Source organism: Pseudomonas sp. 8O, assembly GCF_902506495.1.
Lineage (GTDB): Bacteria > Pseudomonadota > Gammaproteobacteria > Pseudomonadales > Pseudomonadaceae > Aquipseudomonas > Aquipseudomonas chaetocerotis.
Genome location: NZ_LR733264.1, coordinates 687435 through 710603 on the forward strand (window position 1 = coordinate 687435; position 23169 = coordinate 710603).

Sequence of the window (23169 nt, forward strand, 5' to 3'; positions counted from 1 at the left end):
GGGGTTCCCGATATTCAGTGGCGATGCTGGCGGGTGACGCCGGCGTCGTATTGGCTGGCGACCTGGCGCCAGCCGGCGGCGATCAGGGCATCGGCATGCAGGTTCTGTGGGGCAACGACATCGCTGGAGCGGTTGAGCCAGATGTCGGCATCCGCTGGGCTTGCCAGCAACAGAAAGGAGCCAGCGACGGCGCTGTCGCCGCTCAGACCCTGGTAGGCGTAGTCATCGCCGACATGCAGCAGCTGCCAGACGTGGTGGCCGCGGGTGGCGGTGCTGGAGTCGTTGGTGAAGGGCGGAATGCCTTCTTCGGCCAGTTGCTGCGGCTCGGGCAAGGTCTGCAGTTCGTCCTGCAGCATCAGGATCTCGTCGAGGGCTACGACCAATTCGGTATGGATACCTTGCTCGGCAGCGTTGAGGTCGCGGCGGGCATCGATCTGGTGGGCGGCGACGCTTTCTTCCTCGTGACTCTCGCTGCGCAGGCTGATGACTGTTGCGGCCAGCAGGATGATCGACAGGCTGAGGACGGCTACCCACAGGCTTTCATGCCCGGCGCCAGCCGGGCGTACCACTTGGGTGGTCATTGGCTGGCGATTTCCGTGTGGTCGATTTCCACGACGTGGCCGGGGCCGGCGTCGAACAGTACGTAGAACTCTCCGTCCGGGCGCTTGAAGCTGAGCCTGGAGTCATCGCCGAGTTTGCCGGGCACCAGCACCTCTTCTTCGTAGCTGATCACGTCGAGAGTCACGCCGGGGGCACCACTGCCGTCGGAGAAGCCGCCGGTGCAGACGATTTCGCCGGTGCCGTGCTCCTCGCATTCGCAGATCGGGTTGTGCGCGAGAGCCAGAGGGGACAGGCCGGTACAGAGCATCAGCAGACCGATGCGGGCGCTTTGGATCATGGTTTGTCTCCTTGTTGTTTCAGCCAGGCGAGGGTGGCGGGCGAAGCCTCGGCCAGCGGGATGGATGCCTGATGTACTGTGCCGTCCCAGCCCTCGGCGGTGATCCACAACTCGGCGTCGGGCTTGGTGCGTGGCGGTATGGGAATGCTCGTGCCCATGCGATAGGGGCTGCCGAAGAATAGCCCCCCGGCAGCGCGCAGGCTGCGCGGCTTGCCGATGCGCAGGTAGACCACCTTGACCTGGCTGATGCACGCCTGGCACAGCGCGGCGTTGAAACTCTTCATATAGCCGGCCGGACCTTCCAGTTGCGGCGGCTGGTTGCGGAACTCGGCCAGGCGCAGGCTCCAGGGGCCGACCTGGACTTCGCCGAACTCACGCTCGCCGAGGCCGCTGGCGCCGCGGAACAGCGCGACATCCTGAAAGTACTTGGGCATGAAACCCAGCGGGATCAGCACCAGCAGCACATTAATGTGGAAGCGCCACTTGTACCAAAAACGGCCCAGAGCGGACGGGGCGGGGGCGATTGCGGCCTTGCTCATGGGCGGCTCTCCGAGATTTCACGGGTGGCGACGATCGGGACCGGCTTGGCGGCGCGTGCCGGCCGCTTGACCGCAGCGACCGTGGCCTGGGCGGTGCGCTTGGTCCAGATCAGCAGGCCGCTGAGCACCATCATGCTCAGCAGCAGGCCGAAGACGAACCACAGCAGCTTGACCCACAGGCCGCCGAAGTCGCCGGTGTGCAGCGGGCGCATGGACTCGGTGACGAACTCCAGGCCCGAGCGGTCGCTGAGCAGGCGGGTGGAGTCGATGTCGCCGTTGTAGGGGTTGATCGAGGCGGACTGGAACATCAGCGGATACCAGCCACGGCCCCAGACCGAATAATGGCCATAGGCATAGCCGGGCAGGCTGACGAAACTTGGCTCGAGGCCCGGGATGATGTCTGTGGCCTTGAGCACGGCGGCGTCCAGGCTGATACGCGGCACTTCGGCGGCGCTCGGCGCCAGCGGCACTTCCTCGCGCGCCACCACCGGCGGTACGCCTTCGGTGGAGATCGACACGTGGGTATCGCCGAGAATTGCCTGGATCAGAAACCAGACGCCGGTGATGGAAATGACCGCGATGAACCAGATCGACCAGATGCCGGAGAGGCGGTGGAAGTCGCCCCAGAAGATGCGCGCACCCTGGCCCACGCGCAGGCGTGGGCTGAAGAAGCCTTTCCAGAACTTCTTGTAGACCACCAGACCGGTGATCAGCGACAGCAGCATCGGCAGACCCATCAGCGACACCAGGTACCAGCCCCAGCTGTAGCCGTTGGTGAACGGCACCAACCACCAGCCATGCAGGGCACGGGTGAACTGGCGGAAGTCGAACTCCGGGCTGACGCCCTGGATCGCGCCGCTGTAAGGGTTGACGTACAGCAACGGCGAGCTGCCGTCGGGATAACTGACACGCGCGGTGAGGGCGAAGTGATCTTCGTCCGGGCGGCCGATGGATTGCACGATCAGCTCCGGCTCGGCACGATTGATCGCTTCCAGTACCTGGCCGAAGCTCAGGCGCTGTGCATCATCGGACGGCTTGCTGGCGCGCACGTCCGGGTTGGCCAGCCAGACGATCTCCTGGCTGACCGTTGCCAGGGTGCCGGTGACACAGATGATCAGCAGGAAGAACCAGACCGGTAGGGCCAGCCAGCTGTGGACGAGAAACCAGAGTCTGGAGCGGGATTTCTTGGACATGTTCGCGGGGTCGTTGGCGCGCACGGCAAGGCCGGCGCGGAATGAAAGGAGTAAGAAGCGACCGCAAACGCGGATGAAAAGGATTCTAAGTTGCGAACGCTTGGTGATCAAGGTTGCTGTTTGATCAGCTTGCTCTGCGCTGCGCGCGGCGGTAGTCGCCCGGCGTTTGCCCGAGCCAGCGTTTGAAGGCGCGCTGGAAGGCTTCGGCCGAGGCAAAGCCGAGCAGGTAGGCAATCTCGCCGAAGGCCAGCTCGGTATCGCGGATATAGGCAGTGGCCAGGTCGCGGCGGGTGTCGTTGAGGATGGTGCGAAACTGCGTGCCTTCCTCGGCCAGCTTGCGCCGCAGTGTCCAGCTCGGCAGCTGCAGGCTGCGCGCGACTTCCTGCAGATCCGGCTCGTGGCCGTGCAACAGCGGGCCGAGCAGTTGGATGACCCGTTCGCGCAGGCTGCGTGTGCGGGTCAGTTGCTCCAGTTCGCGTTCGCAAAGCTCCAGTAGGTGCCGCCAGGTGCCAGGGCAATGTTGTGGGTTGCGCAGGGCCAGGGTTTCGCTGCTAAGGCGCAGGCGATTGGCCCCAGCGCTGAACTCCACGGGGCAGCCGAACAGCGTTTCGTAGCGTTCGCCGTAGTCCGGTGCAGGAAATTCGATCTCGACCTTTTCCGGTGTGATGGATCGGTCGACCACCTGGCTCAGGTTGGTCTGCCAGCCGGCCAGCACCGAATCCACCACGAAACGGTTGTAGGCGTTGTACGGACTGATGGAATAGAAATGCAGCCAGGCGCCGCGGGCATCTTCGCGCAAGTCCGAGCGACCACGATAGTTGGCGGCGTAAAGCGGCTCGAAGCGGGTCAGGGTGCGTGCTGCTTCGCGCAGATCAGGCGCCTGCGCGGCGCAGATGCCGGCCAGGCCAACCTGGCTGAGGTGGCTGTGCCGCCCCATTTCCAGCCCCAGCGCGGGATTGTTGCACAGGGCAATGGCGCTATGGCCAAGGCGCATGAAGCGTGGAATCGACAGGCGTGCGCGCGGCTCGCTCAGGCGTGCGGCATCCAGACCAAATTGCTCGAAGAGGGGTTCGGGGCGCTGACCCTGTTCGCGCAGTGCGTCGGCCAGCGCCTGAGTGAAGCCGACGGAGAGATCGCCGAGGCGAACGCGTGATGCTTTTATAGCCATAGATTGATCAGTTGCGCGCCGCGCTCGCTGGCGGCTCGTTCGCTGCGTCCGGCATCGAACACCATTGCCTGGGGCTGACCGCTACGCTCCCACAATCGGCCGCGCAGGTGGACTTTCACTCCCGCACGAATGCCGTGGGCCTGTAACTGTTCGGTGAGGTCGACGTCGTCCGTCTGGCCATCCAGGTCGCTGGGCATGGCCAGCAGCTCTACTGCCTCGCCATCGATTGCCTTCGCCTGGAGTTGGTCGAGAGTGCCGCCTAGCAGTACGCCAAGCCGGCCTGCCGGAGTCTCCAGTACCTGCAGGGCGTCTGGCGACTCGGTGGCGAGTGCGCCGGCACTGAAAGCGTGGCGTTGTGGCTGGCCCTGCGGGTTGCCGGCCCGATCGAATACCAGGCTGACGTTGTAAAGCGGGCCGCGGCCGACTTCGAGGTGACCCCGTTCCACGCGGGGCTCGGGCAGAACGATGGAGCCTGCAACCAGGGTGATCTGGTAATCGCGGGCCAGATCGCCAAACAGCTGTTGGTAATCACGCGCCATGGCCTTGGCCTTGGTGCGCAACATGGCGTCGTCCAGGCGTGCGTCGCCTCCGGCACTGAACAGCGCACCGAGAAAGTCCAGCGGATTGCTCGCCGCCAGCCAGTGCATGGCCTGGCGGCGCTCGGCGGCACGATAAAGCTCTTCCTTCTCGCCGACGGCGAGCAGCCAGGTGCCGATATGTTCGGGCAGCACGACGACGGTGCGTTCGTTGAGCATGCCCAGGTCGCGGGCGTGGTCCAGATAGGCGGCCAGCTTCAGGCGCAGGCGCGCGAGGCTCTGGTAGTCGGCGGCGAACAGTTCCGGCTGGATGCCCAGCAGATTGCCGCGCGGGCCGGGTTGGCCGATATCCAGCGCAACCTGGCTGCGCAGGTCGGACAGGTAATGACTGGTGGGGCGCTGCGCGATCCAGTGGGCGTAGCTGCCGAGACCGGTCAGCAGGACGAGCGCGAGCAGGAGGGTGATCAGTAGGCGCATTGGTTCTTTTCGGTTTGATTGCGGTGCAGGTTAGGTCGGTCGAGCCGCGCTGCCAAGATCTATTGCTGGTTTTGATCATTATCTTGTTAGTTTCGATCATTGAGCATGGCTGGCAGCCTCTTTATCGTCTGGCTCCATAACCGACCGCGTGACCATGAGACCGCGGCAATCCGTGAACTGCACCGCGATGTGGAGAATTCCATGACTGCTCGTTACCCGCACCTGCTGGCCCCGCTCGACCTCGGCTTCACCACGCTGAGCAACCGCACGCTGATGGGCTCCATGCACACTGGCCTGGAAGAGAAGCCGGGCGGCTTCGAGCGCATGGCGGCCTACTTCGCCGAGCGCGCCCGTGGCGGCGTCGGTCTGATGGTCACCGGTGGCATCGGCCCGAACGAGGAGGGCGGCGTGTATTCCGGCGCGGCCAAGCTGAGCACGGTGGAAGAGGCCGAGAAGCACAAGATCGTTACCCAGGCCGTGCACGAGGCGGGCGGCAAGATCTGCATGCAGATCCTGCATGCCGGGCGTTATGCCTACAGCCCCAAGTCCGTTGCGCCGAGCGCCATCCAGGCACCGATCAACCCGTTCAAGCCGCGCGAGCTGGACGAGGAAGGCATCGAGAAGCAGATCCAGGACTTCGTCAACTGCGCCGCGCTGGCCCAGCAGGCTGGTTATGACGGCGTCGAGATCATGGGTTCGGAAGGCTATTTCATCAATCAGTTCCTGGTCGCCCACACCAACCAGCGCACCGACCGCTGGGGCGGCAGCTACGAGAACCGCATGCGCCTGCCGGTGGAGATCGTGCGTCGCGTGCGCGAGGCGGTCGGGCCGAACTTCATCATCATCTACCGCCTGTCGATGCTCGATCTGGTCGAGGGCGGCAGCACCTGGGACGAAATCGTGCTGCTGGCCAAGGCCATCGAAAAGGCTGGCGCGACGATCATCAACACCGGCATCGGCTGGCACGAGGCGCGTATCCCGACCATCGCCACCAAGGTGCCGCGTGCGGCTTTCACCAAGGTCACCGCCAAGCTCAAGGGCGAGGTGTCGATCCCGCTGATCACCACCAACCGCATCAATACCCCGGAAGTTGCCGAGCAGGTACTGGCCGAGGGCGATGCCGACATGGTGTCGATGGCGCGCCCGTTCCTTGCTGACCCGGATTTCGTCAACAAGGCCGCCGAAGGCCGCGCAGACGAGATCAACACCTGCATCGGCTGCAACCAGGCCTGTCTGGACCACACCTTCGGCGGCAAGCTGACCAGTTGCCTGGTCAACCCGCGCGCCTGCCACGAGACCGAGCTCAACTACATCCCCACCGCCGCGGTGAAGAAGATCGCCGTGGTCGGCGCCGGCCCGGCCGGGCTGGCGGCTTCCACCGTCGCCGCCGAGCGCGGCCACAGCGTGACCCTGTTCGATTCGGCCAGCGAGATCGGCGGCCAGTTCAACGTGGCCAAGCGCGTGCCGGGCAAGGAAGAGTTCTTCGAGACCCTGCGCTACTTCAAGCGCAAGCTGGAAACCACTGGCGTCGACGTGCGCCTGAACACCCGTGTGTCGGTGGACGATCTGCTCAAGGGCGGCTTCGACGAAATCATCCTGGCCACCGGTATCGCCCCGCGTACGCCGGAGATCCCGGGGATCGAGCATGCCAAGGTGATCAGCTACCTGGATGCGATTCTCGAGCGCAAGCCGGTCGGGCAGAAAGTGGCGGTGATCGGTGCCGGCGGTATCGGTTTCGACGTGTCCGAATTCATCACTCACCAGGGCAAGGCCACCAGCCTCGACCGTGATGAGTTCTGGAAGGAGTGGGGCATCGATACCGCGCTTGAGGCGCGTGGTGGCGTGGCGGGCGTCGAGGCGCATCCCCATCCGGCGGCGCGCCAGGTGTTCCTGCTGCAGCGCAAGAAGTCCAAGGTCGGCGATGGCCTGGGCAAGACCACCGGCTGGATTCATCGCACCGGTCTGAAGAACAAGAACGTGCAGATGCTCAACAGCGTCGAGTACGTGCAGATCGACGATGCCGGCCTGCATATCCGCATCGCCGGCGGCGAGCAGCAGGTGCTGCCGGTCGATACCGTGATCGTCTGCGCCGGTCAGGACCCGCTGCGCGAGCTGCAGGAAGGCCTGGAGAGCGCCGGTCAGCGCGTGCATCTGGTCGGCGGCGCGGATGTCGCTGCCGAGCTCGATGCCAAGCGGGCGATCAACCAGGGCTCGCGCCTGGCGGCTGAGCTCTGATCGACGCAACGCCCCGCTTAGTGCGGGTAATACTGTTCACTCAATAAACGGTCGAGCGCGATCAGTCCCCTCGCCCCTTTGGGGATAGGGTTAGGGCGGGCCGCGTTCGGAGAGGGGAAAACTGGCAGTTTTGCGGTGTTTTCAGCCCTCTCCCCCAGCCCCTCTCCACTAGGCGTGCCCCCAATAAATGGGAGAGGGGAGCCAAACGCGTGCAGCCCTAAGTGAAAAGCATTACGCCCAGTGCGGGGCGTTTGCTATCTGGCCTGACAATAACAAGGAGAAGCCGATGTCTCTCAATGCCCAGCTACACCCTGCCGCTGCGACCAGTCTCGAACGCTGGCACCAGTTCGTTGCCGCCAAGGACCTGAGCGCCTTGCCCGAGTTGCTGCACCCTCAGGCCGTATTCCGTTCGCCCATGGCGCACACCCCGTATCCGGGCGCGCAGGCGGTCAATCTGATCCTCAATACCGTGCTCAAGGTGTTCGAGGATTTCGCCTATCACCGCGAACTGGCTACTGCCGACGGCCTCAGCGTGGTGCTGGAGTTTTCCGCGAAGGTAGGCGGGCGCGAATTGAAGGGCATCGACATGATTCGCTTCGACGACTCGGGACGAATCGTCGAGTTCGAGGTGATGGTGCGCCCGATGAGCGGGCTGCAGGCGCTCGGCGCGGAAATGGCGCAGCGCCTGGCGCCCTTTCTCGCAGCCGCCAAGGGCTGAGGGGCGCTCTACTTGAGAACGCCCACCTCACGATAGAAGCGCTCCGCGCCGGGATGCAGCGGAATCGGCAGGCCGCTGGTCGCCCGTTCCAGTCTGATGTCCCTGGCGGCTGGATGCGCTTCGGCCAGTCTGTCGAGGTTCTCGAAGAGCAACTTGGTCATTTGATAGGCCACGGCGTCGGAAACGCTGGTCTGGCTGACCAGAACGTTGGTGATGGTCGCCGTCGTCACGTCGTTGGCCTGGCCCTTGTAAGTGCCAGCAGGAATGGTGCCTGACTGATAGGCGCTGCTGCCGATACGTGACACCACTTGCTCTGGAATGGCGACGAAGGTGATTGGTACGCGTTCGGCCAGGTCGCGAATCGCCGCCATACCCAGGCCGGCCGACTGTAGGGTGGCGTCCAGTTGGCCTTTCTCGATCAGTTCGACCGATTCAGCGTAGGGCTTGAATTCGACGTGGCCCATATCCGCGTAGCTGAGACCCGCAGCCTTGAAGATGGCCCTGGCGTTGAGCTCGGTGCCCGAGCGCGGCGCCCCGACGGAAATACGTTTGCCGCGCAGATCCTCCAGGCTGGTGATCCCCGATGCCTTGCTGGCGACGATCTGGATGTAGTTCGGGTAGATCCCGGCGATGGCGCGCAGGCGGTCACGCGGGGCTCTGAAGCCAGCTTCTTCATCGCCTTTCCAGGCATCGGCAACGGAGTCGCCCAGGGCGAAGGCCAACTGGCCGCGGGCGATCTGCAGCAGGTTGAGGTTCTCCACCGAGGCCTTGGTGGCCCGCACGCTGGCGGTCGAGTCTGCGATGCGCTCGCTGTAAAGGTCGGACAGGCTCATGCCCAGCGGGTAGTAAACGCCGCTGGTGCCGCCGGTGAGGATGTTGATCGAGGTCGGATCGGCGTGAGCGTTGGGGCTATTGGCCAAAATCGCGGCAGCGGCAAGCAGGCCAAGGCGCTTGGCTAAGTGCATGGGGATTCTCCGTTATTGTTATTTTTTGGCTAAGACTGCGTCAGTGATGCGCAGGCAGTTTTCTGGTGCCGGGAGAGGCACCCGCGAAGCGGATTGAGGGATGAGGGTTGGCAGTGAAGTAATGACGGAACATGGCTGACCTCTTGTCTTTTTTATCAGTCCGCCCACGCGACATGCGCGTGGGCTTGCATGTCTCAGAGCAGGTGACGTGCCAGGTTGTCGGACCACCGGTCTAGAGCGGGCGGATCCAATCATGCTGACTGAGGTAGGCGAAAATCCGCTTATGTGGTGGGGATAAAAAGCAAGAATCCGCCGGTCTTGCCGTGCTTGGCAGGCGAGGGCTCATCCCGCTGGATCGGGTCGCTGGCCGCTTTCGTACTTTTCGGCCTTGTCACATTTTTGCGCTAAGCGGTGGTCTATTCGGCCTGGATCGCAGAGTGAGTGCCAACCCAGTCACATTGCTGTGGTCGGGTTTTCCCCTAGACTTGCCTCAGATATCAGGGACGATATCAGTGCCAGAGTATGCGCTGCTCTGGCACGCGACTATGCGCGCGCGTATTCCCGGTTGGTCCAGAGGGTCCTCAATGAGCATGCAGAACAAGCCGCAGATGGTGGAAGCCGTGATGTTCTTCAGTGAACGCGGTATCTGCAAACAGATGATGTTCCCTGAGTTCGAAGCCTTGCTCGATGGCGTGGTGAACATGCCCGAGTTCGCTGACGAACAGATGCGCGCGGTATTCGTGGTGATCAACCCGCGACTGCTGGTCAGGGCGGCGGTATTCTTCTTTCTGGATTTCGACGAGGACGGTCGCCCTGACAAGGGCTGGAACATTCCTCTGCAGCACCTGGCCGAACGTGCTGGCCGCGGCCCGGACCTCGGTGCCGGGCCGATTCGTCTGGCTTGTCGCAGTCAGTGCCCGGTGTCCTGGCACCAGATGCACCTGTGGGACCCCAGCCTGGCGCCGGGGCAAAACGATCTGGTATTGCTGCGCGATGCAGTCAAACGCAATCAGCTCGGGCTCTTGATCGAAGACGACAGTGCCCAGTCGGTGGTTACCGAGCGTTTGCAGGTAGCTTCCGAAGATAAATGGTATGCGCCCGATCCGGCCAAGGAAGTGGCCGAGCAACTGGCGCAGAAGATGGATCATGAACATCGTGCCAAGACCGCGCAGCTGATTCAGCAGCAGCGCCTGCGTATCACCAGCCTGACCCAGCAGCATGAAGAGGAACTGGCCAAGTTCAAACTGGCCAGCGAGGAGCAGAGCAAGCATCTGCAGGCGCAGATCCATGGGTTGCATCAGGCGTTGCGCCAGCAGGAGGAGCTCAACGCCAACCTCAAGGCGCAACTGGCCGCCCAGGCCGAAAGCTTCCAGAGCAGCCGTGAGGACATGACTCAACAACTGCGTGCCCTCGAGCGTCACGGTCGTACCGAGGGCGATATCCTGCGTGCGCAGTACGAGGGTGAAATGCGCGCCAAAGTCGCTGCGGCCGTGGCGGAGTACAAGGAACAGATCGCCATACGCGACGTCGAACTGGCCTATCGCAACGAGCTGGATGCCCAGTTGCAAGCGGAAATCGAACGCCTCAAGCGTGAGCGCGATGCATTTGCCAGTCAGGGCGGTGACCAGGTGCTGGATCGTCTGGCCAAGCTTGGCGTGGTGTTCGTGGTGTACCATCCCGGCGCCGGGCACCTGACCATTCCCCTGCAGGATGTCGCCCGCTATCAGGACAACCCCATGGCCTACGCCGCTGGCAAATGCTTCGTTTCCGAAGAGCAGTATCGTCACTGGTTGGCGCATTATCAGCAGCCCAGCTGCGACGCATCCTTGCCCAGTGGGGAGCGCTGCGCCATTCCCATCGACCGCGTCGATACGCCCAGCCGTTTCACTTTGGGTGATTCGAACTGCTGCGCGCGGCACAAGGCCAGTAGCCGTCTGCGTACTGTCGGCTGATTTTGCCCATACGCATTCCCCCCTGGCGCCCTCAGGCGCCACTACAACCTCTGCAACTGGACTGGCTCGAGGCCGCTGGCGTCGAGCTCGCCTGTCTGCGCCTGGATCTTGTCGACCCACTGGTGTCTGGCAACAAGTGGTTCAAGCTCGCGCCCTATCTTGAACAGGCCGCTGCGGCCGGTGCGCAGGGGATGATCAGTCTGGGTGGTGCACACTCCAATCATTTGCATGCGCTGGCAGCGGCTGGCCGGCGTTTCGGCTTCGCCACCGTCGGTCTGTTGCGTGGTGAACCGCACCAGACCCCGACCGTCGATGATCTGCAGCGCATGGGCATGGCGCTGCACTGGCTGGGTTACGGCGGTTACCGTGCGCGCCATCAGCCGGACTTCTGGGCGCCCTGGCTCGCCCGCTATCCGGGGTTCCAGGCGGTCGGCGAGGGCGGTCTGGGCCTTCAGGGCGCTAGAGGCTGCAGCTCTCTGGTGGCAATGGTCGAAGCGCAGTTGGCAGATATCGGCTGGTCTGATTTCGATGCCTGGTGGCTGGCTACGGGGACCGGCACCACCCTGGCCGGTGTGCTGCTGGGTGATGTTCGGCGCAGCGTGTTCGGCGCGCAGGCCGTACCGAGCGACCACGGCGTCGCCACTCAGGTCGCCGGGCTGCTGGACGAGGCCGGGGCGTCGGAGCGTCGCTACCAACTGATTGACGCCGCGCGCGGCGGTTTTGCGCGCCTCGACGAGCCACTGCGCCAGTTCATCCTGGAAACCGAGCAGGCCAGCGGTGTACCGCTGGATCCCGTGTATACCGGCAAGGCGCTCATGGCGCTACGCGATTTCTGCAAGAGTGGTCAACTTGCGCGCGGCAGTAGGCTGATATTCATTCATACTGGCGGCTTGCAAGGGCGGCGGGTGTTGATGGGCGCCAGCGCCGACTACACTCAGGTCTGACCAGCGGAGCCTGGAAATCCTCATGAGCGAACCCCTTACCCCCGAACAACTGCGCAGCCTGACGCCGCTCAACGCGCTCTCCGAGCAGCAGTGGCGCGAGTTGCGTAGCCAGTTGGTGCCGCAGCCCCTGCTGGCCGGGCAACTGCTGTTTCGCCAGGGCGATCAGGCCCGTCTGACCTGCTATCTGCTGGCCGGCGAGTTGCAGCTGCAGGATGCCGAGGGCAGGACGCAGAGGGTGCAGGCCGGCAGCGAGATCAGTTGCCATCCCCTGTCACCCGGTCTGCCCAGATTGCATGACGCCCGTGCCTTGAGCGATGTCAGCGTGTTGATGATCGACAGTGCCACGCTCGATCGCCTGCTGACCTGGCGCCTTGCGCATCAGGACCTGTTGCTGGCGTTGCAGCAGAGTGGTGCTGATGTCGAGTGGCTGGAACGGCTGCTGGAAAACCCCTTGTTTGCCAAGGTGCCGCCGGCCAACGTGCAGAACATGCTCGCTCGCCTGCAGAAAGTCGAACTGGCGGCTGGCAGCCAGATTATCGAAGAGGGTGCCACTGGCGATTGCTGCTATTTTCTGGAAAGCGGCCGCGCCGAAGTGATCCGGGGCGCTGGTAGCGAGCACCAGGTGCTGGCGGAGCTGGAGGTTGGCGCCTGCTTCGGCGAGGAGGCCCTGCTTGCCGACCGGCCGCGAAATGCCACGGTGACCATGGTCGAGGCCGGCAGTGTGTTGCGTCTGGATCGTCAGGATTTCTTTGCCCTGCTCAAGGCGCCGGTGGTAGCTGAGGTATCGCTGGGTGAGGGCGCCAGGTTGCTGACGCAGGGCGCGCAGTGGCTCGACGTACGCCTGCTGGAAGAGTACGAAAAGGCGCATGCGCCGCAAGCGCTGCATATGCCGCTGCAGCTGTTGCGTCTGAAGGCGCGCCTGCTGGACCGGTCGCGCACCTACCTGTGCTACTGCGACAGCGGCAAGCGCAGTAGCGGCGCGGTGTTTCTGCTCTCGCAACTGGGGTACAGCGTTTACGCCTTGCGCGGTGGACTGGATGCCCTGCCGGCGGTGCAACGCGATGCGCTGCTCTGTGAAAGCGGTGCAGGGTATCTGGCACGTTCCGGCGGGCGTACCGAACGCAGCCGTTGATCGGCGCAGGCTCTGGAGCAAGCGTAGCCTGGATGAAATCCGGGGATTGCAGGCGCATGCGTCCCGGATTGCATCCGGGCTACGAGTGCGTCGGCCACTGATCGTTGACCAGAAAGATCCGCTCCGCCTCTCGCCAATCCCCGGCATGATCCTCCTCCAGTCGTACCAGCAACTGCGCCTGAGCATCCGGGCGCAACGTGCTCAGCCACTGCTTCAGCATTTCATCGGACCAGGCCTCATCGGCATTCACCAGCGCCGGCGCCAGCCAGGCCAATCTCGGTAGCGGCTGCCAGTGCGCGCCTGGCTTCGTCGCGGCGAAGTCATTCCAGTCGCGCTGATGCAGCCAGCGCCCCCGGCAGTGTTCGGGCGTGGCGCCGCGAGGCGGGGAGGAGTCGTCGGGCCAGGGATAGAACAGGTAGCCGCCGAGCCAGAAGGCGGATCGGGTTTCGCCCAGTTGCAGGTCGTTCAGCGCTCCCCGTGCCTCGCGGCGCGAAGAAAGGGGTAGTTGATGCTGTGCGAGATGACTCAGCTTCAGATCGAGCCGATCATGACTGCCCGGGCCGAGCCAGTCAGCGGCATCGCTGCCGTCCGTGCCGAGATAGAACTTCACCGCCAATTCAAGATGGTGTTCACCTTCGTCGTCACGCAGCAGCAGGTCCAGCTCGCCCAGGGTCTGGCCGTTCTGGCGGATCGGCAGGTTGGCGGCGATTACCTCGACATCTGGCGCAGCATGCAGGGCGAACTGCCACAGGCGTTCATAATAGAGGCCGAGGCGGCGTACAGGTTTTGCGGCCAGCCAGGCGTGCAGACCGCCGGCGTCGTTGTCCTGCTGCACGAGCCAGTCAGCCAGCCGCTGCGGTTGCCGCGTCCAGCAACTGGCCTGCAGCGGATGACGCTGGACTTTCGTGGTCTCACCCAGCATGGGGGGGGAGAACAGCGCCCAGGCCAGGTCACGCACGGCCGGGGTACGCAAGCCCAGCAGCAGATCGTGCAGCGAGTCGGGAGCAGTCATGACCCGAGCATAGCGCAGTAACAGTGCTGGTTTGCTGCCGCCCGGGCCTTTGACCGATAATCCCTCTTCGTTTCTTATCTGTCTGGCGGGAGTCCCATGGAGCAATTTCGCAATGTCGGCATCATCGGGCGCCTGGGTAGTACGCGGGTGCTGGAAACCGTGCGGCGACTCAAGCGCTTTCTGATAGACCGCCACCTGCATGTGATCCTCGAGGACACCATCGCCGACGTGCTACCGGGACACGGCCTGCAAACCTCCTCGCGCAAGATGCTTGGCGAGGTCTGCGACCTGGTGATCGTCGTCGGTGGCGACGGCAGCATGCTCGGCGCCGCCCGCGCCCTGGCCCGGCACAAGGTGCCGGTGCTGGGCATCAACCGTGGCAGCCTGGGCTTTCTCACCGATATTCGCCCTGACGAGCTGGAGCTCAAGGTGGCGCAGGTGCTCGAAGGCCAGTACCTGACCGAGAATCGCTTTTTGCTCGAAGCCGAGGTGCGCCGCCAGGGCGAAGCCATCGGCCAGGGCGATGCGCTCAACGACGTGGTGCTGCACCCCGGCAAGTCGACGCGAATGATCGAGTTCGAGCTGTATATAGACGGTCAGTTCGTCTGCAGCCAGAAGGCCGACGGCCTGATCGTCGCCACACCCACGGGCTCGACCGCCTATGCGTTGTCCGCTGGCGGGCCGATCATGCATCCCAAGCTCGATGCCATCGTGGTGGTGCCGATGTACCCGCATACGCTGTCCAGCCGCCCCATCGTGGTCGACGGCAACAGTGAGCTGAAGGTGGTGGTGTCCTCGGACATGACCATTTATCCGCAAGTCTCCTGTGACGGCCAGAACCACTTCACCTGTGCACCGGGCGATACCTTGCATGTGGCCAAGAAGGCGCAGAAGTTGCGCCTGATCCATCCGCTGGATCACAACTACTATGAGGTCTGCCGCACCAAGCTCGGATGGGGCAGCCGCCTGGGAGGGCAGGACTGAATGTCCCTCGACCCCCATCGTGGCTATGACCTGATCGGTGATATCCACGGTTGTGCGCAAACCCTCGAACGCCTGCTCGAGCGGCTGGGTTACAGCCGCCAGGGTGGCGTGTGGCGCCATCCGACGCGCATGGTGATCTTCCTCGGAGACCTGGTCGACCGCGGCCCCGGCATTCGCGAGGCCCTGCACCTGGTGCACGACATGGTGCGTGCCGGTCAGGCGCTGTGCATCATGGGCAACCACGAGTTCAATGCGTTGGGTTGGAGCACGCCAGCCCCGCCGGGCAGTGGCCGTCAGTACGTGCGCGAACACAACCCACGGCACCAGCGCCTGATGCGCGAGACATTGGCGCAGTTCGAGGATCATTCGCAGGAGTGGCGCGAATTCCTGCGCTGGTTCTACGAGATGCCGTTGTTCATCGATGCCGGACGCTTTCGCGTCGTTCACGCCTGCTGGGATGACGAGCTCATCACTCCGCTCAAGGCGCAATTTCCCGATGGCTGCATCGACGAACACTTCCTGCAGGCCTCTGCCGTGCCCGGCAGCTTCGCCAACATGGCACTCGATCGCCTGCTGCGTGGTACCGACATGCGGTTGCCTCATGGCTTGACGCTCACCAGCGGTGACGGCTTCACCCGCTCGTACTTTCGCACCAAATTCTGGGAAGAGGATCCGCAGACCTACGGCGATATCGTCTTCCAGCCCGATGCGTTGCCGGAGATGGCTGCGCAGACGCCGCTAACCGAGCTGCAGAAGGATGAGCTGCTCAGGTACGGCGCGCATGAGCCGCTGCTGTTCGTCGGTCATTACTGGCGGCGTGGCAAACCGGCGCCGATCAGGCCCAACCTGGCCTGCCTGGATTACAGCGCGGTGGTTGGCGGTCGCCTGGTGGCTTATCGTCTGGATCAGGAAACGCGCCTGGAGGCGGGTAAATTCGTCTGGGTCGATGTCGACCCTCAGGAGGCGCCGCGATGACGGCTGTGGTTGTGTTGCGCTTGCCGCTGGATCGCGATTTGAGCGGTTTCATCGCTCTGCTGCAGCGTTTGCGTGTGCCGCACCGGGTATCGGAAGAGGGCGGCGAGCAGGTGCTCTGGGTGCCGGGGCAGGAGCTTGCGGAGCAGGTGCGTGAACTGTACGCGCGTCACCCGCAGGGCGATGATGCCGGAGAGCTGCCCCCAAGCGTCGCCCCTGTCCGCGAGAGTTTCGCTACTCAGCTACGGCGCAGCCCGGTCACGGCGCTGGTGTTGCTGACCACCTTCATCGTCTTCGCGGTGACCCTGGCGGGCGAGAACTTTTCCACCATTCGATGGCTGAGCTTCGTCGATTTTCGCCTCGACGGTGAGCACATCTATCTGACCTATCTGGATGCCACCCTGGGCAGCGGTCAATGGTGGCGCCTGATCACGCCGATGCTGATCCACTTCGGCTGGCTGCATCTGGCGATGAACAGCCTGTGGTACTGGGAACTGGGGCGGCGCATCGAGTTTCGCCAGGGCGCCATCGGCCTGCTCGGGCTGACCCTGCTGTTCGGCCTGGCATCGAACTTCGCCCAATACTGGTGGGCCGGGCCGTCGTTGTTCGGCGGGTTGTCCGGCGTACTTTATGGCCTGCTAGGGCATTGCTGGATCTACCAGCGTCTGGCACCGAACGCTGCCTATCGGCTACCGCCTGGCGTGCTGGTGATGATGCTGGCCTGGCTGCTGATCTGCATGACCGGCATCTTCGAGTTATTGCAGTTCGGCGCCATCGCCAATGCCGCGCATGTCGGCGGTTTGCTCACCGGCTGCCTGACCGGGCTGCTTGGCGGTATGCTGGCCCGACGTGGCGCTTGATTCGACTTTTTGACCTGTAGGGCGGGTGCAACCCGCCAATGCGGTGTTTCGGCTGGTTTCACCCGCCCTACGATTCAATGGAGAGCTGTATGTCGTCCTTTCTCGATGCGATTGAGAACATCACCCCGGAAATCTACGAGAGCCTCAAGCTGGCCGTGGAAATCGGCAAATGGCCAGACGGCCGCAAGCTGACCCAGGAGCAGAAGGAGTTGAGCCTGCAGGCGATGATCGCCTGGGAAGTGCAGAACCTGCCGGAGGAAGAGCGCACCGGCTACATGGGCCCGCAGGAGTGCAGCAGCAAGTCCGAGCCGGTGCCGAACCTGCTGTTCAAGTCCTCGGATACCTTGCACTGATGAGCGAATTGGGACGTGGCTCGCTGAGCAAGATGAAGGCGCACCTGGGCGCACCGGTGCAATACGCCTTCCGTCTTGGCGACGAAGAAGTACCGGTCAACCCGCTGGTGGGCAAGCATCTGCGCCTGGAATACCTCGGCGCCATCCATTGCACGCACTGCGGGCGCAAGACCAAGACCAGCTTCAGCCAGGGTTATTGCTACCCCTGCATGCAGAAGCTGGCGCAATGCGACGTCTGCATCATGAGTCCGGAGAAGTGTCATTACGATGCAGGCACCTGCCGCGAGCCGAGCTGGGGCGAGCAGTTCTGCATGACCGATCACATCGTCTACCTGGCCAACTCCAGTGGTGTGAAGGTCGGCATCACCCGTGCCAGCCAGGTGCCGACGCGCTGGATCGACCAGGGTGCGACCCAGGCGTTGCCCATCCTGCGCGTGGCCACCCGGCAGCAGTCCGGTTTCGTCGAAGACCTGCTGCGCAGCCAAGTGGCGGACAAAACCAATTGGCGCGCGCTGCTCAAGGGCGACGCCGTACCGGTCGATCTGCTGGCCATTCGCGAGCAGTTGTTCGACAGCTGTGGCGCGGGCATTGCCGAGCTGCAGCAGCGCTTCGGCCTGCAAGCCATCCAGCCGCTGAGCGCAGCCGACGTGCTGGAGATTCGTTACCCCATCGAAGCCTATCCGGCCAAGATCACCAGCTTCAATCTGGACAAGCAGCCCCTGGCCGAAGGTACCCTGCTCGGCATCAAGGGCCAGTACCTGATGTTCGACACCGGCGTGATCAATATCCGCAAGTACACCGCCTATCAGCTGGCCGTCCACGAGATCGCCGCCTGACCACCACCTTGCAGCTTGCGGCTTGAAGCTCGCAGCTGCCTCGAAGAGGCTCCGCCATGCGCACCGAACAATCCAAGACCATCTACCTCAAGGACTATCAGGTTCCCGACTACCTGATCGACGAGACCCACCTGACCTTCGAGCTGTTCGAGGATCACAGCCTGGTGCACGCGCAGCTGGTCATGCGGCGCAACCCCGAAGCGGGTGCTGGCTTGCCGCAGCTCGTGCTGGATGGCCAGCAGCTGGAACTGCTGGAGCTCAAGCTCGATGACCACGAGCTGGGTGAAGGTGATTACACCCTGACCGACAGCCACCTGACCTTGCAGCCGACCCAGGAACGTTTCGTGGTCGACAGCAGCGTGCGCATCCATCCGGAAAGCAACACCGCGCTGGAAGGCCTGTACAAGTCCGGCACCATGTTCTGCACCCAGTGCGAGGCCGAGGGCTTTCGCAAGATCACCTTCTACCTCGACCGCCCGGACGTGATGAGCACATTCACCACCACGGTCAGCGCCGAGCAGCATGCCTACCCAGTGCTGCTGTCCAACGGCAATCCGATTGCCAGCGGCAGCGAGGAGGGCGGTCGTCATTGGGCCACCTGGGAAGACCCGTTCAAGAAACCGGCCTACCTGTTCGCCCTGGTCGCCGGCGACCTCTGGTGCGTGGAAGACAGCTTCACCACCATGAGCAGCCGCGAGGTCGCGCTGCGCATCTACGTCGAGCCGGAGAACATCGACAAGGTGCAGCACGCCATGGACAGCCTCAAACGCTCGATGAAGTGGGATGAGGAGGTCTACGGCCGTGAATACGACCTGGACATCTTCATGATCGTCGCGGTCAACGACTTCAACATGGGCGCCATGGAGAACAAGGGCCTCAACATCTTCAACTCCAGTTGTGTGCTGGCCAAGGCCGAGACTGCCACCGACGCCGCGCATCAGCGCGTCGAAGCCGTGGTGGCGCACGAGTACTTCCACAACTGGTCGGGCAACCGCGTGACCTGCCGCGACTGGTTCCAGCTGTCGCTCAAGGAAGGCTTCACCGTATTCCGCGACAGCGAGTTCTCCGCCGACACCCACTCGCGCACCGTCAAGCGCATCGAGGACGTGGCCTACCTGCGTACCCACCAGTTCGCCGAGGACGCCGGCCCAATGGCCCACCCGGTGCGCCCGGACGCGTACATGGAAATCTCCAACTTCTACACCCTGACCATCTACGAGAAGGGTTCGGAAGTGCTGCGCATGATTCACACCCTGCTCGGGCCGGAGCTGTTCCGCAAAGGCTCGGACCTGTACTTCGAGCGCCACGACGGCCAGGCCGTGACCTGCGACGATTTCGTCAAGGCCATGGAGGATGCCAGCGGTATCGATCTGACCCAGTTCAAGCGCTGGTATACCCAGGCCGGCACGCCGCGTCTGGAAATCAGCGAGGCCTATGACTCCGCTGCGCAGCGCTACAGCCTGAGCTTCCGCCAGAGCTGCCCGGCCACGCCGGGGCAGAGCGAGAAGCTGCCGTTCGTCATCCCTGTAGCGCTCGGTTTGCTCGATGCCCAAGGCAACGAACTGCCACTGCGTCTGCAAGGCGAGAGTGCCGTGCAAGGGACCAGTCGCGTGCTGTCGGTGACCGAAGCCGAGCAGACCTTCACCTTCGAGGCTATTGCCGAGAAGCCGCTGCCATCGCTGCTGCGTGGCTTCAGTGCGCCGGTCAAGCTCAGCTTCCCCTACAGCCGTGACCAGTTGATGTTCCTCATGCAGCACGATTCGGATGGCTTCAACCGCTGGGAAGCCGGCCAGCAGCTTTCTGTGCAGGTCCTGCAGGAACTGATCGGCCAGCACCAACGTGGCGAAGCCCTGGTGCTGGATCAGCGCCTGGTCGCTGCGCTGCGCACCCTGATCGAGGACGAGTCTCTGGATCAGGCCATGGTCGCGGAAATGCTCTCGCTGCCGGGGGAGGCTTATCTCACCGAGATCAGCGAAGTGGCCGATGTCGAGGCCATTCACGTCGCGCGCGAGTTCGCCCGCAAGGCGCTGGCCGACGCGCTGTTCGCGCCGCTGTGGGCGCGCTACCAGGCCAACCGCGAAGTCTCCAAGGCCACGCCTTACGTGGCCGAGGCGGCGCACTTCGCCCGCCGCAGCCTGCAGAACATCGCGTTGTCCTACCTGATGCTCAGCGAGAAGTCTGAAGTGCTGGCGGCCTGCGTCGATCAGTTCGACAACGCCGACAACATGACCGAGCGCCTGGCGGCCCTGGCCGTGCTGGTCAACTCGCCGTTCCAGGAGGAGCAGAGCAAGGCCCTGGCCATGTTCGCCGACTTCTTCAAGGACAACCCGCTGGTCATGGATCAGTGGTTCAGCGTGCAGGCCGGCTGCCCGCTGCCGGGTGGTCTGGAGCGTGTGCATGCGCTGATGCAGCACGTAGCCTTCACCCTGAAGAACCCGAACAAGGTGCGTGCGCTGATCGGTGCCTTCGCCAACCAGAACCTGATCAACTTCCACCATGCGGACGGGGCGGGCTATCGTTTTCTCGCCGATCAGGTAATCACCCTCAATACCCTCAATCCGCAGATCGCTTCGCGCCTGCTGGCGCCGCTGACCCGCTGGCGCAAGTACGGTTCGGCGCGTCAGGCACTGATGAAGGCCGAGTTGGAACGCATTCTCGCCTCCGGTGAGCTGTCCAGCGATGTCTATGAAGTGGTGAGCAAGAGCCTGGCCTGAGGCTGATGCTGCTCAGGTAGGGCTCTCGAAGTAGGCCTGGTAGGAGCCCCTGCCTCGGGGCGAAGCACTTTTAGTCCCTCTCGCCGGTTCGCGGCGGGGCGCCGCTCCTACAGATTCGGTGTGTCGACGCCTGAGTGAATGGCAACAGGCCTGAAACGGGTTTTGCTCCATAAAAAAGTGTTACCGATCTCTGGTTGGTAACACTTTTTTGTTACCCAATGAAATATGCATGCAATTCGTTATGCCTTTGCACACTTAAGTTCGGGCTTCGTCGCTTGACAGCGAGGTGATCTTCGTCCCTCTGCTGCGCCGCAAGGCGCGTGGTAAGTGGCATAAAGCGTCGGATCGTAGGACAAAGTGCGCCAGTTTTTCTGACGTATTGGTCAGTGGCTGATCAGTCACGAAAAGAAACTGGCCAACAGCTCTTCCAAGCCTGTTTGCGCTGATACACCTGTTTGAATTGGCACCATGGTTGCAGTACCGAGCTGGATCTGACCGCGTGCGAGCGCGCGCTGGTCGCTGGAACATGTCGCTGCAAATAAAAACAGAAGCCGTCGTCAGTACGGCAATCGCGACCCGGATACGGGATCGCCCAAAAGAATGATCTGTCCACGGAGTGAGTCTCGATGGAAATTAAGTCCCGCAAGCCCGTTCTACGTTTTGCCCCGGCCAAGGCCGGCTTTGCGTTCGCTGGCGTTCTGCCTTTGCTGGTCGCCGCCCAGGCTCAAGCGGTGGAGTTCAGCTTCGCCGACAACGAAATCACCGGTTCCATCGACACCACCGTCTCCTACGGCCAGCTGTGGCGCGTACAGGGTCAGGACAAGACCAACGACGACATCAACACCAACGACGGCAATCGCAACTTCGATACCGGCCTGGTTTCCGAAGTGTTCAAGATCACCAGTGACCTTGAAGCTTCCTACCAGAACTACGGGGTGTTCATTCGCGGTACTGCGTTCTATGACACCCAGATCATGGACAAGCGCAACGATTACTACGACAACAACTCGCCTGGCCAGCCGAGCCAGAGCGCGCCGCGTGATAACAGTTTCACCCGCGAAACCCGCCACAAGGCTGGCCGTGATGCGCAGATCCTCGACGCCTACGTTTATGGCAACTGGGATGTGGGCAACATGCCGGTTTCCGGTCGTCTGGGTAAGCAGGTATTCAACTGGGGTGAAGGCCTGTTCTACCGCAACGGTGTAAACACCACCAACCCGGTCGACGCCGCCAAGTTCCGTCTGCCTGGCTCGGAAGTCAAGGAAGTGCTGGTGCCGGTGGAGGCGTTGAGCTTCAACCTCGGTCTGACTGACAACCTGTCGATGGAGACTTTCTACCAGTTCAACTGGAAAGAGACCGCCATCGACCCGGTGGGGACCTACTTCTCCGAGACCGACCTGTTTGCTGATGGTGGTAATACTGCCTATTCGACTCAGCAAGCCCTCATTCCGCTGGGTGGGCTTTATTCCGGTTTAAGCGCTCTGGGAACAGGTGGCCTGCAAGGCGGTCGTACCGTTGACGGTAATGGCAACATCAAAGTGGCCAGTGTTGGCCCGGATATCAATGCCAAGAACGACGGTCAGTTTGGCGTCGCGTTCCGCTATATCGCTGAAGAACTGAATTCCACCGAGTTTGGTTTCTACTTCGTCAACTACCACGCCAAAGAGCCGACCATTTATGCCGACCTGGGTGCGTACACCGGCCTTGATCTCGGCGCTATTGCTGCTCAGGCACAAGGGGCGCTGACCCCTCAAGTGCAACAGGCGGTGGCAGCTCAGGCAGGCGTTTCCGTTGCCACCCTGCAAGCTGTGCTGGCTAACCCGGCCCTGAACCCCGCGCTGGCCACTGCTTACTCGAATGCTCTGACCAATGCCGTGACGAACGCCACTGGTGGCCTTGCCACCATCGACGTGGCCAACCAGGTCAACGCGCGTCGCGAGTATGTGGAAGACATCCGCATGTACGGCTTCAGCTTCAACACCACGGTCGGTAACGCTTCGGTGTTCGGTGAGCTGTCTTACCGTCCGAACCTGCCGGTTGGCATCGCCGCTACCAACGACCTGCTCGGCGATCTGTTGACCCAGGCGCCTCAGCTGGCTGGCGGTGGTCGTGTGAACATCGGTGGTCAGCAAGTGCAGCTGGGCGACCAGATTCACAACTACACCCGCGTCGAAGCATTCAATACTTCGCTGGGTACGATCTACAACTTTGGTCCGAGCTTTGGTTTCGACTCGTTGTTCGGTGTGGCTGAACTGGCTTCGGAGCACCTGCGTGGCGACAGCCTGCAGTACAACTCGCGCAACGGCACTCGCTACTACGCCGGTCGTGGTAACGGTTCCTATATTTCCGGCTACGACCGCGACGACCAGGTCAACAAGAACGCCTACGGCTACACCCTGGTGCTCTCCGGCACCTGGAACGACGTTTACGCTGGCGTGAACCTGTCGCCGTTCGCCGTGTTCAAGCATGACTTCGAAGGCAACTCGCACCAGACCGGCAACTTCATCGAAGGGCGCAAGGCGTACACCCTCGGTATGCGCGCCAGCTACCTGAACAGCCTGGAAGCCGAGATCCAGTACACCGAGTTCTATGGCGCTGGTCAGAACAACGGTGCGCGTGATCGCGACAACATCGGGCTTAACGTCAAGTACTCCTTCTAACGAGGGCGTCTACAAATTGCT

The 23169-nt window shown here is 62.9% G+C and carries 20 protein-coding genes; 12 read left to right on the forward strand and 8 right to left on the reverse strand.

What is annotated here, in order from left to right; translation table 11 throughout:
* Positions 1-14: 14 nt before the first annotated feature.
* The 6 genes from GV002_RS06055 to GV002_RS06080 all read right to left on the reverse strand — a co-directional run bounded on the left by GV002_RS06055 (position 15) and on the right by GV002_RS06080 (position 4811).
* Positions 15-581, reverse strand: a complete 567-nt coding sequence (locus GV002_RS06055) for a DUF6162 family protein (protein ID WP_160017503.1) — start codon at positions 579-581, stop codon at positions 15-17.
* Entirely contained in the window at positions 578-898 is a 321-nt protein-coding gene (locus GV002_RS06060; protein WP_160017504.1) for a hypothetical protein, read from the reverse strand. The genes GV002_RS06055 and GV002_RS06060 overlap by 4 nt, the downstream gene beginning before the upstream one ends.
* The gene (locus tag GV002_RS06065) at positions 895-1437 is read right to left on the reverse strand and encodes a thiamine pyrophosphate-binding protein (RefSeq protein ID WP_160017505.1); all 543 of its coding nucleotides are present in this window, start codon (positions 1435-1437) and stop codon (positions 895-897) included. The genes GV002_RS06060 and GV002_RS06065 overlap by 4 nt, the downstream gene beginning before the upstream one ends.
* The gene (locus GV002_RS06070) at positions 1434-2630 is read right to left on the reverse strand and encodes a PepSY-associated TM helix domain-containing protein (RefSeq protein ID WP_160017506.1); all 1197 of its coding nucleotides are present in this window, start codon (positions 2628-2630) and stop codon (positions 1434-1436) included. Before GV002_RS06070 ends, GV002_RS06065 begins: the two co-directional genes overlap by 4 nt.
* A 124-nt stretch (positions 2631-2754) precedes the next feature.
* Positions 2755-3798, reverse strand: coding sequence for an AraC family transcriptional regulator (locus GV002_RS06075; protein WP_160017507.1), 1044 nt, complete (start codon positions 3796-3798; stop codon positions 2755-2757).
* Positions 3789-4811, reverse strand: a complete 1023-nt coding sequence (locus tag GV002_RS06080; protein WP_160017508.1) for a carbon-nitrogen hydrolase family protein — start codon at positions 4809-4811, stop codon at positions 3789-3791. Before GV002_RS06080 ends, GV002_RS06075 begins: the two co-directional genes overlap by 10 nt.
* Before the next feature lie 201 nt (positions 4812-5012).
* Here GV002_RS06080 and GV002_RS06085 point away from each other — a divergent pair, with 201 nt between their 5' ends.
* Both GV002_RS06085 and GV002_RS06090 read left to right on the forward strand, forming a co-directional pair.
* Positions 5013-7046: an NADPH-dependent 2,4-dienoyl-CoA reductase gene (locus GV002_RS06085; RefSeq protein WP_160017509.1), complete on the forward strand. Its 2034-nt coding sequence runs from the start codon at positions 5013-5015 to the stop codon at positions 7044-7046.
* 286 nt (positions 7047-7332) lie between these two features.
* On the forward strand, positions 7333-7764 hold the full coding sequence (locus tag GV002_RS06090) for a nuclear transport factor 2 family protein (protein WP_160017510.1): 432 nt from the start codon (positions 7333-7335) through the stop codon (positions 7762-7764).
* Positions 7765-7772: 8 nt separating this feature from the next.
* On the opposite strand, the gene GV002_RS06095 is transcribed toward GV002_RS06090, so the two are convergent.
* Positions 7773-8729: a TAXI family TRAP transporter solute-binding subunit gene (locus tag GV002_RS06095; protein ID WP_160017511.1), complete on the reverse strand. Its 957-nt coding sequence runs from the start codon at positions 8727-8729 to the stop codon at positions 7773-7775.
* 584 nt (positions 8730-9313) lie between these two features.
* On the opposite strand from GV002_RS06095, the gene GV002_RS06100 reads away from it, so the two are divergent.
* From GV002_RS06100 to GV002_RS06110, 3 genes are read left to right on the forward strand one after another with little or no spacing between them, the layout of a single operon-like run.
* A complete protein-coding gene (locus tag GV002_RS06100) occupies positions 9314-10681 on the forward strand; it encodes a chromosome partitioning protein ParA (RefSeq protein ID WP_160017512.1) in 1368 nt (455 codons plus the stop codon).
* Between the two features lie 2 nt (positions 10682-10683).
* Entirely contained in the window at positions 10684-11625 is a 942-nt protein-coding gene (locus GV002_RS06105; RefSeq protein ID WP_160017513.1) for a 1-aminocyclopropane-1-carboxylate deaminase/D-cysteine desulfhydrase, read from the forward strand.
* Between the two features lie 22 nt (positions 11626-11647).
* Positions 11648-12757 carry a cyclic nucleotide-binding domain-containing protein gene (locus GV002_RS06110; protein ID WP_160017514.1) on the forward strand — a complete coding sequence of 370 codons (1110 nt, stop codon included), beginning with the start codon at positions 11648-11650 and terminating at the stop codon, positions 12755-12757.
* A 79-nt stretch (positions 12758-12836) separates the two neighbouring features.
* On the opposite strand, the gene GV002_RS06115 is transcribed toward GV002_RS06110, so the two are convergent.
* Positions 12837-13769 carry a DUF1853 family protein gene (locus tag GV002_RS06115; protein ID WP_160017515.1) on the reverse strand — a complete coding sequence of 311 codons (933 nt, stop codon included), beginning with the start codon at positions 13767-13769 and terminating at the stop codon, positions 12837-12839.
* 96 nt (positions 13770-13865) lie between these two features.
* On the opposite strand from GV002_RS06115, the gene GV002_RS06120 reads away from it, so the two are divergent.
* The 7 genes from GV002_RS06120 (at position 13866) to GV002_RS06150 (ending at position 23148) form a co-directional block, all read left to right on the forward strand.
* On the forward strand, positions 13866-14753 hold the full coding sequence (locus GV002_RS06120) for an NAD(+) kinase (protein ID WP_160017516.1): 888 nt from the start codon (positions 13866-13868) through the stop codon (positions 14751-14753).
* A complete protein-coding gene (locus GV002_RS06125; RefSeq protein WP_160017517.1) occupies positions 14754-15728 on the forward strand; it encodes a metallophosphoesterase in 975 nt (324 codons plus the stop codon).
* Positions 15725-16585, forward strand: a complete 861-nt coding sequence (locus GV002_RS06130) for a rhomboid family intramembrane serine protease (protein WP_160017518.1) — start codon at positions 15725-15727, stop codon at positions 16583-16585. Before GV002_RS06125 ends, GV002_RS06130 begins: the two co-directional genes overlap by 4 nt.
* A gap of 89 nt (positions 16586-16674) precedes the next feature.
* Positions 16675-16938, forward strand: a complete 264-nt coding sequence (locus tag GV002_RS06135; protein WP_074681470.1) for a YeaC family protein — start codon at positions 16675-16677, stop codon at positions 16936-16938.
* On the forward strand, positions 16938-17774 hold the full coding sequence (locus GV002_RS06140) for a DUF2797 domain-containing protein (protein ID WP_160017519.1): 837 nt from the start codon (positions 16938-16940) through the stop codon (positions 17772-17774). Before GV002_RS06135 ends, GV002_RS06140 begins: the two co-directional genes overlap by 1 nt.
* Positions 17775-17830: 56 nt before the next feature.
* Positions 17831-20488, forward strand: a complete 2658-nt coding sequence (pepN, locus tag GV002_RS06145) for an aminopeptidase N (protein WP_160017520.1) — start codon at positions 17831-17833, stop codon at positions 20486-20488.
* Between the two features lie 626 nt (positions 20489-21114).
* Positions 21115-23148 (forward strand): DUF1302 domain-containing protein, encoded by a 2034-nt coding sequence (locus tag GV002_RS06150; RefSeq protein WP_160017521.1) that lies wholly within the window; start codon positions 21115-21117, stop codon positions 23146-23148.
* Positions 23149-23169: the final 21 nt, after the last annotated feature.

What these genes read in the sequence shown, in the direction of transcription:
- GV002_RS06080 (WP_160017508.1), bottom strand. Translation starts at nt 4,811, where the DNA reads ATGCGCCTACTGATCACCCTCCTGCTCGCGCTCGTCCTGCTGACCGGT.
- GV002_RS06085 (WP_160017509.1), top strand. Translation starts at nt 5,013, where the DNA reads ATGACTGCTCGTTACCCGCACCTGCTGGCCCCGCTCGACCTCGGCTTC.
- GV002_RS06150 (WP_160017521.1), top strand. Translation starts at nt 21,115, where the DNA reads ATGGAAATTAAGTCCCGCAAGCCCGTTCTACGTTTTGCCCCGGCCAAG.
- GV002_RS06090 (WP_160017510.1), top strand. Translation starts at nt 7,333, where the DNA reads ATGTCTCTCAATGCCCAGCTACACCCTGCCGCTGCGACCAGTCTCGAA.
- GV002_RS06060 (WP_160017504.1), bottom strand. Translation starts at nt 898, where the DNA reads ATGATCCAAAGCGCCCGCATCGGTCTGCTGATGCTCTGTACCGGCCTG.
- GV002_RS06055 (WP_160017503.1), bottom strand. Translation starts at nt 581, where the DNA reads ATGACCACCCAAGTGGTACGCCCGGCTGGCGCCGGGCATGAAAGCCTG.
- GV002_RS06125 (WP_160017517.1), top strand. Translation starts at nt 14,754, where the DNA reads ATGTCCCTCGACCCCCATCGTGGCTATGACCTGATCGGTGATATCCAC.
- GV002_RS06115 (WP_160017515.1), bottom strand. Translation starts at nt 13,769, where the DNA reads ATGACTGCTCCCGACTCGCTGCACGATCTGCTGCTGGGCTTGCGTACC.
- GV002_RS06135 (WP_074681470.1), top strand. Translation starts at nt 16,675, where the DNA reads ATGTCGTCCTTTCTCGATGCGATTGAGAACATCACCCCGGAAATCTAC.
- GV002_RS06070 (WP_160017506.1), bottom strand. Translation starts at nt 2,630, where the DNA reads ATGTCCAAGAAATCCCGCTCCAGACTCTGGTTTCTCGTCCACAGCTGG.
- GV002_RS06095 (WP_160017511.1), bottom strand. Translation starts at nt 8,729, where the DNA reads ATGCACTTAGCCAAGCGCCTTGGCCTGCTTGCCGCTGCCGCGATTTTG.
- GV002_RS06120 (WP_160017516.1), top strand. Translation starts at nt 13,866, where the DNA reads ATGGAGCAATTTCGCAATGTCGGCATCATCGGGCGCCTGGGTAGTACG.
- GV002_RS06110 (WP_160017514.1), top strand. Translation starts at nt 11,648, where the DNA reads ATGAGCGAACCCCTTACCCCCGAACAACTGCGCAGCCTGACGCCGCTC.
- GV002_RS06130 (WP_160017518.1), top strand. Translation starts at nt 15,725, where the DNA reads ATGACGGCTGTGGTTGTGTTGCGCTTGCCGCTGGATCGCGATTTGAGC.
- GV002_RS06140 (WP_160017519.1), top strand. Translation starts at nt 16,938, where the DNA reads ATGAGCGAATTGGGACGTGGCTCGCTGAGCAAGATGAAGGCGCACCTG.
- GV002_RS06075 (WP_160017507.1), bottom strand. Translation starts at nt 3,798, where the DNA reads ATGGCTATAAAAGCATCACGCGTTCGCCTCGGCGATCTCTCCGTCGGC.
- GV002_RS06100 (WP_160017512.1), top strand. Translation starts at nt 9,314, where the DNA reads ATGAGCATGCAGAACAAGCCGCAGATGGTGGAAGCCGTGATGTTCTTC.
- GV002_RS06065 (WP_160017505.1), bottom strand. Translation starts at nt 1,437, where the DNA reads ATGAGCAAGGCCGCAATCGCCCCCGCCCCGTCCGCTCTGGGCCGTTTT.
- pepN (WP_160017520.1), top strand. Translation starts at nt 17,831, where the DNA reads ATGCGCACCGAACAATCCAAGACCATCTACCTCAAGGACTATCAGGTT.